This window comes from Paenibacillus sp. Y568, from assembly GCF_059445545.1.
In genome coordinates this window covers 142,594-156,654 of the sequence record NZ_JCAIUM010000002.1, presented here as the reverse complement: position 1 = coordinate 156,654, position 14,061 = coordinate 142,594, and the positions used below count along the sequence as shown (strand labels likewise).

Annotated in this window: 13 protein-coding genes; all 13 read right to left on the bottom strand. The window is 38.4% G+C overall.

The features are described 5' to 3' along the window. Window positions 1-17 precede the first annotated feature (17 nt). The 13 genes from AC1D7X_RS03805 to fliR are packed head-to-tail and all read right to left on the bottom strand — an operon-like array spanning window position 18 to window position 14,054. Window positions 18-1,427, bottom strand: coding sequence for a flagellar assembly protein A (locus AC1D7X_RS03805; RefSeq protein ID WP_495474683.1), 1,410 nt, complete (start codon window positions 1,425-1,427; stop codon window positions 18-20). Window positions 1,428-1,480: 53 nt separating this feature from the next. Then, window positions 1,481-2,269: a FliA/WhiG family RNA polymerase sigma factor gene (locus tag AC1D7X_RS03800; RefSeq protein ID WP_495456240.1), complete on the bottom strand. Its 789-nt coding sequence runs from the start codon at window positions 2,267-2,269 to the stop codon at window positions 1,481-1,483. A 15-nt stretch (window positions 2,270-2,284) separates the two neighbouring features. After that, window positions 2,285-2,698, bottom strand: a complete 414-nt coding sequence (locus tag AC1D7X_RS03795; protein WP_495456241.1) for a hypothetical protein — start codon at window positions 2,696-2,698, stop codon at window positions 2,285-2,287. A 5-nt stretch (window positions 2,699-2,703) separates the two neighbouring features. Continuing rightward, window positions 2,704-3,198 (bottom strand): chemotaxis protein CheD, encoded by a 495-nt coding sequence (locus AC1D7X_RS03790; protein ID WP_495456242.1) that lies wholly within the window; start codon window positions 3,196-3,198, stop codon window positions 2,704-2,706. Then, window positions 3,191-3,817: a chemotaxis protein CheC gene (locus AC1D7X_RS03785; RefSeq protein WP_495456243.1), complete on the bottom strand. Its 627-nt coding sequence runs from the start codon at window positions 3,815-3,817 to the stop codon at window positions 3,191-3,193. The genes AC1D7X_RS03790 and AC1D7X_RS03785 overlap by 8 nt, the downstream gene beginning before the upstream one ends. 6 nt (window positions 3,818-3,823) lie before the next feature. Further along, complete coding sequence (locus tag AC1D7X_RS03780) at window positions 3,824-4,285, bottom strand: chemotaxis protein CheW (protein WP_495456244.1); 462 nt, start codon at window positions 4,283-4,285, stop codon at window positions 3,824-3,826. A 53-nt stretch (window positions 4,286-4,338) separates the two neighbouring features. Continuing rightward, on the bottom strand, window positions 4,339-6,408 hold the full coding sequence (locus AC1D7X_RS03775; protein ID WP_495456245.1) for a chemotaxis protein CheW: 2,070 nt from the start codon (window positions 6,406-6,408) through the stop codon (window positions 4,339-4,341). 32 nt (window positions 6,409-6,440) lie between these two features. After that, window positions 6,441-7,775, bottom strand: a complete 1,335-nt coding sequence (locus tag AC1D7X_RS03770; protein WP_495456246.1) for a protein-glutamate methylesterase/protein-glutamine glutaminase — start codon at window positions 7,773-7,775, stop codon at window positions 6,441-6,443. Window positions 7,776-7,812: 37 nt separating this feature from the next. After that, complete coding sequence (locus AC1D7X_RS03765; protein WP_495456247.1) at window positions 7,813-8,712, bottom strand: MinD/ParA family protein; 900 nt, start codon at window positions 8,710-8,712, stop codon at window positions 7,813-7,815. Next, a complete protein-coding gene (flhF, locus tag AC1D7X_RS03760; RefSeq protein ID WP_495456248.1) occupies window positions 8,709-10,100 on the bottom strand; it encodes a flagellar biosynthesis GTPase FlhF in 1,392 nt (463 codons plus the stop codon). Before flhF ends, AC1D7X_RS03765 begins: the two co-directional genes overlap by 4 nt. After that, window positions 10,097-12,130 (bottom strand): flagellar biosynthesis protein FlhA, encoded by a 2,034-nt coding sequence (flhA, locus tag AC1D7X_RS03755; RefSeq protein ID WP_495456249.1) that lies wholly within the window; start codon window positions 12,128-12,130, stop codon window positions 10,097-10,099. The genes flhF and flhA overlap by 4 nt, the downstream gene beginning before the upstream one ends. A gap of 26 nt (window positions 12,131-12,156) precedes the next feature. Continuing rightward, window positions 12,157-13,245: a flagellar biosynthesis protein FlhB gene (flhB, locus tag AC1D7X_RS03750; protein WP_495456250.1), complete on the bottom strand. Its 1,089-nt coding sequence runs from the start codon at window positions 13,243-13,245 to the stop codon at window positions 12,157-12,159. A 20-nt stretch (window positions 13,246-13,265) separates the two neighbouring features. Beyond that, the gene (gene fliR, locus AC1D7X_RS03745) at window positions 13,266-14,054 is read right to left on the bottom strand and encodes a flagellar biosynthetic protein FliR (RefSeq protein WP_495456251.1); all 789 of its coding nucleotides are present in this window, start codon (window positions 14,052-14,054) and stop codon (window positions 13,266-13,268) included. Window positions 14,055-14,061: the final 7 nt, after the last annotated feature.

The following is a 14,061-nucleotide window of genomic DNA, read 5'->3' as shown; positions in this document are numbered from 1 at the left end:
AAATTAATTTAATAGGTTTATATGTAAGGGACCATAGATATATCACCATCTGAATAATAAAAGGAAACCCGTTCCGATGTATCCTTCACAAATCGTGTATTCCTGCCAATGACAATTTTAGAACCCACATAAATCGTTTTGATAATATCAATTCTTGCTTTGTTCGTCTCTTCAAGCATCTTCTCAATATCTAAGATACGTTCTTTGATTCGAGTTTGTTCTTTAAGATGATATTTAAGAGTGACATTCAGTTTAAGTCGTAAAGCCAATTTATCAGCTGTCAATTGACCAGAAGAAGCTAATTGATTCAACAAATTCAAAGCTTTTTCTGTTTTCAGTAAGCTATCTGTTTGTAACTTAAGTTGAGTACGCAGATCAGATAGTTCATTTCTTAGGTCAGGAACTATACCTACCTCAATTGTTGTAACGGTAGACATCGTATTCCCTATAGTCCTTGCAATAACTCTCTCACCGGCCTGAATACTCCCACCAACGATTAAGCCCTTGGTACCCCTACATATAACATTTCTGCCTGCCCTTATATTAGAATGCATTATACTTTGGGAAACAACCACTTCCTCTGCAGCGATCACGTTACCTTCTTGTACGAAGGAGCTTTTCACACTACGACCTGCTTTTACATGGCCCTTATTGTACCCAATAATTCCGCCTGTTATCTCAATAGAACCTTCTGCGTCAAGTTCGGCTCCTTCAACGCCTCCGATTACACGAATATCTCCAGCTGCCTTAATTCTAAAACCAGTTAGCACATTACCTCGAATAATAACCGATCCAACAAAATCAATATTCCCAATACTATAATCTACATCCCCATTTACTTCGTATATTGGAAATACATTGATTCTACTCTGATCTACGATAGTTATCATTCCATCAATGGTTGCATACATAGCTGCTTTCTCTGAATCAAGAACGACATTTTTTCCTACTTTAAAATTTGCATCTTTCCCTGCTTTAAAGGGTATGACTTCGTTCGAAACTGATATTCCTGGTTTGCCGGGAATCGGTGGAATACGCTTAGCGATGATCTGACCTTTGCGAACATTGCTTAGGTTATTTACTTCCTTATGATCTACCTTTCCATTTCCCGACTCCAATGGACTATGGTTTGTATTATCCGCTACTTTCATAAGCATCTCAATTCGTCCATCTTCACCGTGTACTGGAGCTTCTCCAAATGCTATAGGTGTCTTTGCTGAGAAGTAATCCTCAGGTTTGTCCACAATCTGTTGAAGAGCATTACGTTCAACTCCATGCTTAACGTGCTGACTATGAAGGAATTTCTCAAGCTCTTCCAAGGTACAACTGAATTTTTCGTCTCGCTTAGAGAACTGGAGGTATGCCTCAGTTTTGTCATCAGAAATACTTATTATCAAATTAGATTTAAGCGAAAAGTGATCAGTCATGCTTACCCCTCCTTATTAACTCTTGTATATCCTTGGCTTATATTTAGCACTCATTAATCGCTTTCCATTAGCAACCCTCTATTTTTCTGTAATGTTCCTCTTAATCTAAAAATAGCTTTGGAATGAAGTTGCGAAATGCGCGATGGAGAAAGAGACATGACTTCTGCGATTTCACTTAAAGAAAGATCTTCATAATATAGAAGTGATACAACAGTTCGTTCTTTATCTGTAAGTTTTTCAATACCTCTTAATAAAGATTCCTTCATATAAAATTCATTAATCTTATAATCAGGATTCTTTGCCTTTTCATCAACCATCATACTCAACCGAGTCTCCGATTCTTCTTCTCGAATGGGATCCTCTAACGAACATAATGTCATCACAGCTACTTCTTGTAACATACTTTGATATTCTTTTTCAGAAACCTCTAAATATTGGCTCATTTCTGAATCAGTTACCGTACGTAGATAATTTTGCTCCAAATATTGAAAAGCATCTTCAATTTTCTTCGCTTTTTCACGAACAGATCTTGGAACCCAATCACCCTGACGTAATGAATCAAGGATGGCGCCCCGAACACGCCACGAACCATAAGTTTCAAACTGGAAGCCTCGTTTATAATCAAATTTATCGATAGCATCAATCAGGCCCATTACACCGTTACTAGCCAAATCATCTTTAGAAACATTCTTTGGAAGGCCTATAGCCAATCTACTAGATACGTAGTCAACGATATGCAAATAACTCTCTATGAGCTTTTTTTTAGCTTCAATGTCGCCATGCTCTTTCCATAATTCCCACAAGTCTGTATGATTCAAATTAGAAACTTTCTGCTCGTTCAAATGCTTTCACCCTCCTTATTTTTCTGTCAGGTGACGAACGGCCTTAGCCAAATGCTCAGGATCTTGCGCGGAAACCAATTTGGGTAGATTTAACGGCGTAAATCCGGTGTCGTCTCCAGTAGATGATTCAGGCTTTGGTTTTAACAGGTCATTAAATTCTTCATTGTCATTTGGTAATCTTAAGTCAAACCGTGCACCCTTTTGAGTAATATCTTGACCTACTTCACTATCTCCCTCAGCCTTTCCAACTGCTTGTGCAGTCACACCTCCCAATATCCATCTAAAAACAAAAGCGAGTACAAACAAGATTACAAAAGCAAACACCGCTCTTATTAAACTTGTTGTATATAGATTATTTAATGATGAAGTAATGAAAGTAAGTACAAATCCAAACCCAGCAATCAGTAGATTAAATCGTATATTTTTCATATTCGCTACAATTCCTTTACGCCCATTTGTACACTCCGGATAAATAGTATGCCTGTCTTGCAATCAAGTTCAATGGTACGTCCATAATGCCCGCCCGTGTCTTCCCCAACAAGTAGAATCCCTAGCTCGTGTAGTATTGCTTTACATGACTCCGTATTTCTAGGGCCAATTCGCATGGTATCGTTATGTCCTCCAAGAGCAAACATTTGCGATCCACCCGCCATTTTAGCTACAAGATTAGTCTTCAAAGAGCCCAATTTCATAAGTTTCTCTAACAATGCTGGTATGGCTGTATCTGCGTATTTAGCAATATTCAGCTCACCTTCTCGTGCAATTTCGGAGGAGGGCAACATAACATGTGCCATGCCCGCTATTTGAAGAATTGGATCATACATTGTAAGTCCTACGCAAGAACCTAATCCAGAAGTACGGATTAACCCACTTTGTTTAATAACATTCAGGTCAGCCATGGCTACTTTCACAATATCTTGCTCAATCATTCTCGAGAGGCACTCCTAAAGATTCGAATATTTTAGAAAGAGATTCTGGGTCAGGTATAAGGAGAAATTGACCTTCCACATCATGATTCCCCTCTAAAAATGTGGTGTCAATGAGAAGTACATTGTCTCCCATTTGTCCGTACTGAAGAAGTCCATAACTTAATATTGCTCCCGCCATATCAATAGCTAACGAAGGAACTGTAGGGGTCATGGATAACTTGGTCAAATCAGCTAGTGATGAAAGATATGAACCTGATAGTATGTTTCCAATTTCATTCAGAGCTGAAATCTCCATATCATTAAAAGCATCATCGTTATCCATATCATTTCCTACTAGATATTTCAGTAGCCTCTTAGCGGATTCAGGGCTTAAAATGAAAAACAAATTGCCTGGTGCTTCACCTTTGACCCTTAAAAATATAGCCACAACAACTTGCTCTGCTCCACCTACCTTATCGGATACCTCTTCAAAGTGAAGAATCTGCACTTTAGGAACTGACATATCTATAGGTTTATTTAGAAGCCGAGAAAGGGCAGTAGCCGCATTCCCAGCACCAATGTTACCTACTTCCTTTAGTACGTCCATTTTAAAATCTTTAAAATTCTTAAAGACTCCCATCTATGATTAATCCTCTATACTTTCCAATTGAATAATCTCTTTCTTATTTAATACTTCGGATAGATTGAGCATAATGAGAAGGCGTTCTTCATCAAGCTTGGCAACTCCCTGCAGATATTTCGCCTTTATTCCACCAACAACCTCAGGCGGATTCTCAATTTTATCCGTATTAAGGTCGATAACATCATTAGCGGAATCTACGATAAATCCTACCTCTAAGTCATTCACAGCGACAATAATAATACGAGTATTCTCGGTATACTCTATCGTTGGAAGGTTAAATCGCCCTCGCAAATCAATGATAGGAATAACAACACCACGTAGATTAATTACACCTTTCACAAAAGTGTATGTCTTTGGAACACGTGTGATAGACGTCATACGTTCAATAGTCTGAACCTTATCGACTTCGATACCATACTCTTCGTTTCCTAGTTTAAACACGATGACCTTAATATCTTCTCCCATTAAAACAACCTCCTAATAATTTTCTGATGTCTATATCTTTTTCATCAAAATAGTTATTTGATAAATGCATTTGGATCCAGGATCAACGCGACCTGTCCATCTCCAAGTATAGTTGCTCCAGACACACCTTTAATTTGAGGTAGATATTTTCCTAAACTCTTCAGAACGATTTCACTTTGACCAATAAAGTCTTCAATAGCTAAAGCAGTCATACGATCACCTTTTCGAATAACAATGATCTCTGTTTCTTCCTCTTTACTCTCATCGAAATCAGGTATGCTGAATAATTTACTCAGAGAAATCAAAGGAATATGAGTCCCACGGAATTCTATTATCTTATTACCGTGAACTGTACGAATCTGATCTTGCTTAATGACACCTGTCTCCACAATAGAGGTTAGTGGAATTGCATACTTTTCTGAGCCCAATTGAACTAACATAGCAGAAATAATAGATAACGTTAGAGGTAATTGAACTGAGAAATTCGTTCCTTTTCCAGGTGAAGAAATAATTGAGACGTGCCCACCAAGAGCTGTAATCTTCGCTTTCACGACGTCCAAACCAACGCCTCGCCCAGACACATCTGAGATTACTGCAGCCGTACTGAATCCAGCTGCAAAAAGAAGTTGATGAACTTCTTCATCTGTCATTGCTGCTCCTTGCGCTTCAGTCACAACACCCTTTTTGACAGCTGTGTTTAAAACATTCTGACGGTTAATCCCACGCCCATCTTCTTCAATCTCAATAAACACATGATTACCACTATGAAAAGCTCTCAAATTCACTGTTCCTGTTTCTGGTTTCCCTGCAGCCACACGCTCTGCAACAGATTCAATACCATGATCCACAGCATTTCGCAGTAAATGTACAAGGGGATCACCAATTTCATCAATAACGGTACGATCCAACTCTGTCTCAGATCCTGTAATAAATAAATCAATCTTCTTGTCTAATGACTTAGCTAAATCGCGTATCATTCGTGGGAATCGATTAAATACCGTATCTACTGGAACCATTCTCAGCTTCAATACAATATTCTGCAGATCAGAGCTTACACGACTCATATGCTCTACTGTTTCTGTCAAATCATGATTGCGAGCTTCACTTGCCAACTGTTCCAAACGAACTCGATCAATTAATAGTTCACTAAAAAGATTCATTAAGACATCCAGTCTTTCAATATCAACCCGAATGGTACGTGAAGGTGTACCCGTTACTATTTTAGTTTTTTCTTTTGGCGTTTTTTTCGAAACTTGATTGGTTGTTTGCGTAGAGTTCACGTTTGTTACCATTGGTTTTGTTAACTCTGCAGTAACAGCAACTTCTCGAACTACGTTATTAATTTCACCCATTAACTTTAAAGATTCGTGATCCAGTTCCACGATACTAACCTTATCGATTTCCGATAAGTTCATGATCAAACGTTCCATTTCCTCCACACTTTTTTGTGTTATGAAATATAAGGTGAAACTATGATCAAATTTCTCTTGCTCAATATCTTCAACTGAAGGATAAGACTTAATGACCTCTCCAGATCTTTCTAACAAATCAAATACCATATAGGAACGAACAGCTTTCAAGTGACAATCTTCACGAATGAATACTTCCACATAAAGTACACGTTGCCCCTCTAAAATGGATTGATCTAAAACTGAATATTGAAATTCATCCAACTGTATCGATTGATTCATACTATTTCCAGATTGATCCTCAATCTCACTTTCATTGGGAGAGGATATTGACTCACCACGTACAATCGCCTGTAATGACGTTACAATGACTGTGACATCCGCTTTTCCTGTGCCCCCATTTGTAATATCCTCAACCATAGATTCAAGGGCATCCAAACTTCTAAATAACGTATCAAAGATAAAATCATGCATTGTAAGCTTTTCATTACGTACCAAATCAAGTACATTCTCCATTTGATGCGTTAATGATGCAAGGTCTTCATATCCCATTGTTGCAGCCATACCTTTAAGCGTATGTGCTGATCTAAATATGACTTGTACAACACTTAAATCCGTTGGGTTGGTCTCCAATTCAAGCATTTTTTCGTTTAGCGATTGCAGATGATCATTCGACTCATCAATAAACATTGATAAATATTGACTCATGTCCATTGAGATGCACCCCCTTATGTAATCACTTTACATTATTTCATCATTCGAACAAGTTTGCTTGGAATCTCTTGAAGAGGCAAAATATGACTCACGCAATGAAGTTCCACAGCAGAACGAGGCATACCATACACAATACAAGTTTCTTCACTTTCAGCATACGTGTCTTTTACACCTGAGTCATATAAATGCTTCATTGCTTTGGCCCCATCACTTCCCATGCCAGTCAGCAGAACAATATGACGATTTAGCTTTTCGAATGAGATCAATGACTCAAACAATGTATCAACGGAAGGCCGATGCCCATTACGTGGCTCTTCCTCTGTTAAAGAAATCTCATAACGGCCATCGGACGCCCGTACAATCTTCATATGGAATCCACCTGGTGCAATATAAGCGTATCTTTTATGTAAGACCATACCATTCTCACCTTCTACAACTTCGAGGGTACTGAAAGTGTTTAGTCTTTGTGCTAAAGATTTAGTGAATTTGGGCGGCATATGCTGCACGATCACTATAGGGGCTGGGAATCCCTCTGGAATCCGTTCTAACAATTCCTTTAATGCTCTGGGCCCACCGGTTGAACAACCAATAGCAACAAGATGTTGAAATGAAGTACCCGAAGCATCTCTCAAGTTAGCTTGCTTAATCCCTTTAGTTGTATCTGCAATTTTATGAACTGCAATTTTATGAACTACCGTTTTCTGATCCAAAGGCGGTTTAGATACTGTCTGTGTCCTATGGTCGTTTGTTTGTTTTTCTTGCTTGGGAGATTCGGTTGTACGTTTTGTGTTTCCTTTCACAGTATTTATGTCTTCTGTGACTGATTTTAATAACTTAGATCGGTCAATCGTAGGTTTCTCAGGGAGAATATGATTTGACGCCGCTTTTTCTATTTCTCGTTTATTACTATGTTCTTTTGTTTTTTCAGATCTTATAAGCTCTTCCGCTTGCCAGGCTGCTCTTCTTTCTTTAGCATGCATGGCGACCTTCATTTTTCCAAGGAGTAGCTCACTAACTTGATTAATATCATTTGAGACGTTTACAGAAGGTTTTCGTATGAAGTCAAATGCTCCTGACTCCAATGCAAGAATGGTCTCTCTCATACCTTGCTCATTAATTCCAGATAACATAATCACAGGCAAAGGATTGTCCCTCATGATGGCTTTTAAAGCTTCTAAACCATTCATTTCTGGCATTTCCACATCCATGGTAACAATGTCAGGTTTTAGTTCCGTTATTTTCATTAATGCTTCCCAACCATTAACTGCAGTTCCAACCACTTGAAAGGAGGGATCCTTTTCAATTAGATCAGAAATGATCTTCCGCATAAAAGGAGAGTCATCCACGACAACAACCTTATAATGCATTATGTTTCATACCTCCCTATTTCTCTTTACAGAAGAATCATTTTGAACGTTGTAGCCACTTATGCACAAATCCTTTGATTCCTGTCAAAGTTTCTCTTTCTAAACCGGAAGGGACTATTGCATAACGCTTTGCAAGTCGTTGAATATCTTTAGAAGCCACGCTATTAGGAAAGACCATTGAAAAAGGAACTTGTCTTTTTACCGCTTGAACCACATGCGAATCATCACTTATATATCCAAGCATTGGGATGTTAACATTCAGAAAATTTTGAGCTGCGAGTCTGATTTTGTTGGCGGTAAATATCGCTTCTTTTTCATCATTCGCTCGATTTACAACCAATTGAAATGCTACATCTTGATCGACTCCATGAATAACCTTTATCAATGCATAAGCATCTGTAATTGCTGTTGGCTCTGGTGTCGTTACAACAATACATTCATCAGCAGAAGTAATGAACTGTATATTTTCTTTGGATAATCCTGCACCAGTATCAAAAATAATATAATCCATTTGACTTGCTAACAGTTCAATCTGAGCAGTAAAGTACTGTATATCATGCTCAGACAGTGATATAAGATTAGTCATACCAGATCCTCCTGAAATGTAAGACAGACCATTAGGGCCTTTGGCGACAATCTCTTGAATGCTTTTCTCACGTTGTAACAAATGATGAAGGTTATACTGAGAAGAAGTTCCCATAAGAACATCAATATTAGCCATCCCAATATCAGCATCGAAGATCAAAACTTTCTTCCCCATTGATTGTAAAGAAAGAGCAAAGTTCAGGGAAAAATTAGATTTCCCTACACCGCCCTTACCACTGGAAACAGTAATGAATTTAGCTAAGCGCGAACCTTGAACCTTCTGTTGATCTAGAGAACGGAATTTCTCACGGATCGATACGAGCTTTCTCAAGGAGTGTGCTTGATCATTCATGACTCCACTTCTCTCTCCCCTAATAAGAGGTCACATAGCATTTTTTGATCAGGTAACATCAAATCATCAGGAACATTTTGCCCATTTGTCATATAAGAGAGATGAAGTGGAAAGGAATGAATCAAATTAAATATAGCTCCATAACTTCCAGTCTCATCTTGTTTAGTGAAGATGATCTTATCTAGATCATACTTACTGAAGTGCTCCGTTATCTTCATCATGTCTTGAGTCTTTGATGCCAAGCTTAATACCAGATAGGTTTCACTTTCTCCAGCATGTGCGAACAAGCTCTGAAGCTCTGAAACCAGTAATTCATTCCGATAATTTCTACCAGCCGTATCCATGATTATTAGATCACAGTAATCAAGATGCTGCATAGCGCGTTGCATATCGCCAGATGATTGTACTACCTCTAACGGTATATTCAATATAGAAGCATATGTCCGAAGTTGTTCTACAGCTGATATACGATATGTGTCAGAAGTTATAAACCCCACCTTACGCTGGTACTTAAACAACTGCTCTGCTGCTAGTTTTGCAATGGTTGTTGTTTTACCTACGCCAGTTGGTCCTGCGACGTATACAATTCTAGTGCCACTATTAATTCCACCACCAAATCGATCCGAAAGTAAGGAAGCGGCTTTGTCATAAATATATTGTTGGAGTTGGTCATCTGTTAGTGATTTCCCACTCTCCTCCCATTCTTCCAAAGCACCCTCTATCCACTCTTCTCTCAAATTCACATCTACTTCTTGCTGAATCAGTTGTTCCTGCAATTTCTGTAGTGGTTCGGGAAATTCTTGATTCATCATAGATTGCTTAGCCATTTTAGCCATCCACAATTTCATTTCTTTCATTTCCTGAAGAATTGAATCATCTGAAGATGTCTGAGATAGAGACGCTAGCGTGCGCCCTTCAACCACATCCATATTCAGACTATTATTGACCTGAATCTCTTCTATTTCTTCTGACGTTGCTGCAACAGCAGCTTTAGACACCAAGTCAATATCGTTCCCATGCTGTAGGTTAGGCCCATTCATTCCTGCTTTAAGAACATCATTCGTACGTTTATAAGCTTCCGGCACCGCCTTTTTAGGCACATTCATCGTCGGAACTACTACATCTTGAGTACTTTTTAGGGAATAATCATCCCTATTTTCCCCAACATACTCTTCCTGTGGTCTCTTTGAGCGCTTTTGCTTTGCTTTCACTGATGAATCATTCTCCACAGCAGCGACTACTTCAATCTTCTTCTGTTGGAACATACCAAGAAAACCGCCTATTTTTATTTCTTTAGTACTAAGAATGACAGCATCTCTACCTAGTTCGCTGCGGATTCGTTGCATAGCATCCGGCATATTCTCAACTATGTACCGCTTCACTCTCATAAGTTCACCACTCCGACACTTTGAATTTCTACATTAGGTTCTAATTCACTATAAGAAAGAACCGGTATATCTTGCATAGTACGTTCAATAACTTGTCGTAAATACATACGAATGGTTGGAGAAGTTAAGAAAATAGGCTGTTGTCCTGATTGTAACAATCGATTGATTTGTTCATTCAACTTCTGATATACCGTCTGTGTAGACATCGGATCCAAAGCAAGATAACTTCCCTGATCAGACTGTTGTACACTATCTGAGATTTTCTTTTCTAACGTAGGTCCAACAGTTATTACTTTCAATGTCTCTCCTTCTCGAGAATATTGCTGAGTAATCTGTCTCGATAGTGACTGTCTCACATACTCTGTTAGAACATCAGGATCTTTCGAATAGGTCCCACTGTCTGCAAGAGTCTCGAAAATCGTCACCAAATCACGTATAGAGATTTTCTCGCGAAGTAATTTAGCTAACACTTTTTGAACATCACCTACAGATAACACTGAAGGAATTAATTCGTCGACAAGAACTGGGTAATTTTCTCTTAAATTGTCGATAAGTGTCTTCGTCTCTTGGCGTCCGATTAACTCATGAGCATGCTTCTTAATAAGTTCTGTCAAGTGCGTTGCTACCACAGAAGGTGGATCTACTACGGTGTACCCAGATAATTCAGCACGCTCCTTAGTACTTTCATCAATCCACAGTGCTGGAAGACTAAATGCAGGTTCCAAAGTCTCAATCCCAGATATGGACTCATCGTCATAACCAGGACTCATAGCCAGATAGTGATTAAGTAACAATTCACCACCACCGACTGTATTTCCTTTAATTTTTATGACATATTCATTCGGTTTTAGTTGAATATTGTCGCGAATACGAATAACAGGTACCACAAGTCCTAGTTCAAGTGCGCATTGTCGACGAATCATGATAATCCGGTCTAATAAATCACCACCCTGTTGTGTATCTGCTAGGGGGATAAGACCATACCCGAATTCAAATTCAATTGGATCTACTTGAAGTAAGTTAATAACACTTTCTGGACTTCGAACCTCTTCAATTTCTTGCTCAACTTCCATCTGTTCATCAGCTAATTGTCTCTTATCTAAATTCTGTTGCATTTTTCTTGCCGAGAAAATTAATAGAAATGCTAATGGTAACGTTGTGATAACATGAATCGGTGTGAAGAAACCAAGCATGGCAATGGTCCCACCCACAATGTAAATTAACTTAGGGTAAGCAAACAATTGACTTGTTAAATCCTCTGCAAGGTTACCTTCGGATGAAGCACGCGTTACGATCAACCCAGAGGCAGTTGAAATTAGTAAGGCTGGAATCTGACTAACTAATCCATCACCTATAGTAAGGATTGAATATGTAGAAATTGCATCTCCGAATGACATACCATGAATCGTCATTCCAATTATAAATCCGCCAACCAAATTAATGATCAAGATAATGATACTTGCAATTGCATCACCTTTAACAAATTTACTGGCACCGTCCATAGCACCATAGAAGTCTGCTTCGCGTTCAATTTTACTTCGTCTTTCTTTAGCTTGTTTCTCATTAATCAAACCAGCATTCAAATCCGCATCGATACTCATTTGTTTACCAGGCATTGCGTCCAATGTGAATCGAGCACCTACTTCAGCAACACGCTCAGATCCTTTGGTGATAACGATAAATTGCACAACTACTAGAATTAAGAATACTACAAATCCTATTGCAATTTGACCGCCTGCAATCCAGCTACCGAATGTTGCTACAACTGTACCCGCATCACCATCTGATAGAATCAACTTTGTTGTTGAAATGTTCAGTGCAAGGCGAAATAACGTCGTAATAAGAAGAAGTGATGGGAAAATAGAAAACTGTAATGCTTCCTTGGTATTCATAGATACCAATAAAATCATGAGCGCTAGTGAAATGTTAATAACGAGTAAAATATCTAGAAGCCACGACGGGATTGGAAGAATCATCATTAGAACTATACCGATGATTCCTGTCAGGACAGTGATATCTTTAATTTTCACGAAAATCTTTGCCTCCAATCCCTCAATTATTGAGTCTTACCTTTGAGTTTATATACATAGGCCAGTACTTCAGCCACCGCCTGAAACAAATCGGCAGGAATCGAATCCCCGATTTCTGCCCTTTGAAACAATGCGCGGGCTAGAGGCTTATTTTCCATAGTAATGATGCCATGCTCCTTGGCTATTTCTTTAATTCGTAAAGCCATATAATCTTGACCTTTAGCAATTATGGTTGGTGCTTCCATAGTGGTTCCATCATATTGCAAAGCGATCGCAAAGTGTGTCGGGTTCGTAATGATTACGTCTGCCTTTGGAATTTCTTGCATCATTCGCTGCATGGCCATCCTTCGTTGACGTTCTCTTATTTTCCCTTTTATGAGCGGGTCGCCTTCCATTTTTTTGTATTCATCTTTCAAATCTTGTTTTGACATTCGTATCCCTTTTTCATATTCATAACGCTGATACATATAATCCAAGACAGCTAGAATAAATAATGCAATTGCAATTTTAAGTCCTAAATTCATAGTCATTCTAGCAATAAACAATAATATATTATCCATGTTTATTTCAGACAGTGATGCGATTTCTACCTTTTTACCCCACAATGTACTGTAAACCAGATAACCTATAACCGTAAGTTTGATGATTGACTTAGCAAATTCTACTAATGATCTCATTGAAAATATGTTTTTGAATCCTTTGATAGGATCAAGTTTACTCATTTTCATTTTTAAATGTTCACCAGTTAATAGGAAACCTACCTGCATAAGATTTGCTATTAGTGCCATGACGACCACCGTTAAAAAAATGGGGGCCATCATCAACAACACTTGAATACCATAGGCTCGGAACATCATCATGACATTACTTATAGTAACTTCTGTCAACATTCTATTCATAAAAACATCAGTATACAAATGAGTAAGTCTCTCTTTGAAGTATCCACTAAATATAAGGAGGCATAGAAAAGCAGAAAGAAGCGTTACAGAACCCGATACTTCCATACTTTTCGCAACCTGTCCCTTTTTGCGTGTATCTTGGCGTTTTTTAGGAGATGCCTTCTCTGTTTTCTCTTGAGCAAATAACTGTAAGTCCAAAGGATACCTAAAAGACACGATCCTTTCCTCCATCCTGCTCAATTTGGCTGATTCCCAATGATCCCTAGCAGGTTATTCATAGAATCGAACAATACTTCAAACAAATTGCCGAATACATAAGAAAAGCTGGGGACTAGCAACAATAACATTGCTAAGCCTAAGAAAATTTTCAGCGGAACACCAATGACAAAGATGTTAAATTGAGGTGCTGTTCTCGCTAAGAAGCCCAGCCCGACATCAGTTAAGAATAATGCTACAACTAACGGGGCTGACATTTGAAAAGCTAACACAAAGGATTGACTAAAGGTTCTAATTAAAAACTCAGAAATGCTACCATCATTCATTTTCATAAAGACATCGTTGGATAATGGAATCCATTCATAACTGTGAACGATAGCGTCAATTAAGTGCAGATGACCATTCATACTTAAAAATAGCAGCATAGCGATCATATACTTAAAATTCCCTAGCATAGGTATAGAAGCACCGGACATAGGATCTAATACATTTGCAATCCCAAAGCCAATCTGTATATCTATGAATGCCCCAGCTGTCTGAATTGCAGTAATCAACAGATACCCCACAAATCCAAGTAGTAACCCCACTAAGATTTCACTAATAATAAGTAGAACATAGGTCAGATCTTGTGGAACAGACTGATTAACACCATAAGTCAGAAAAATAATCATACTGATAAAAAATGATATCCCTACCTTAAATTGTGTAGGCACACCTTTCGATGAAAACACTGGAGCTACGACAAAAAAAGATGTAATTCGACAAAAAACAAGTAAAAAAACCGGAAAACTCTGCATTATTAATTCCATTGACATT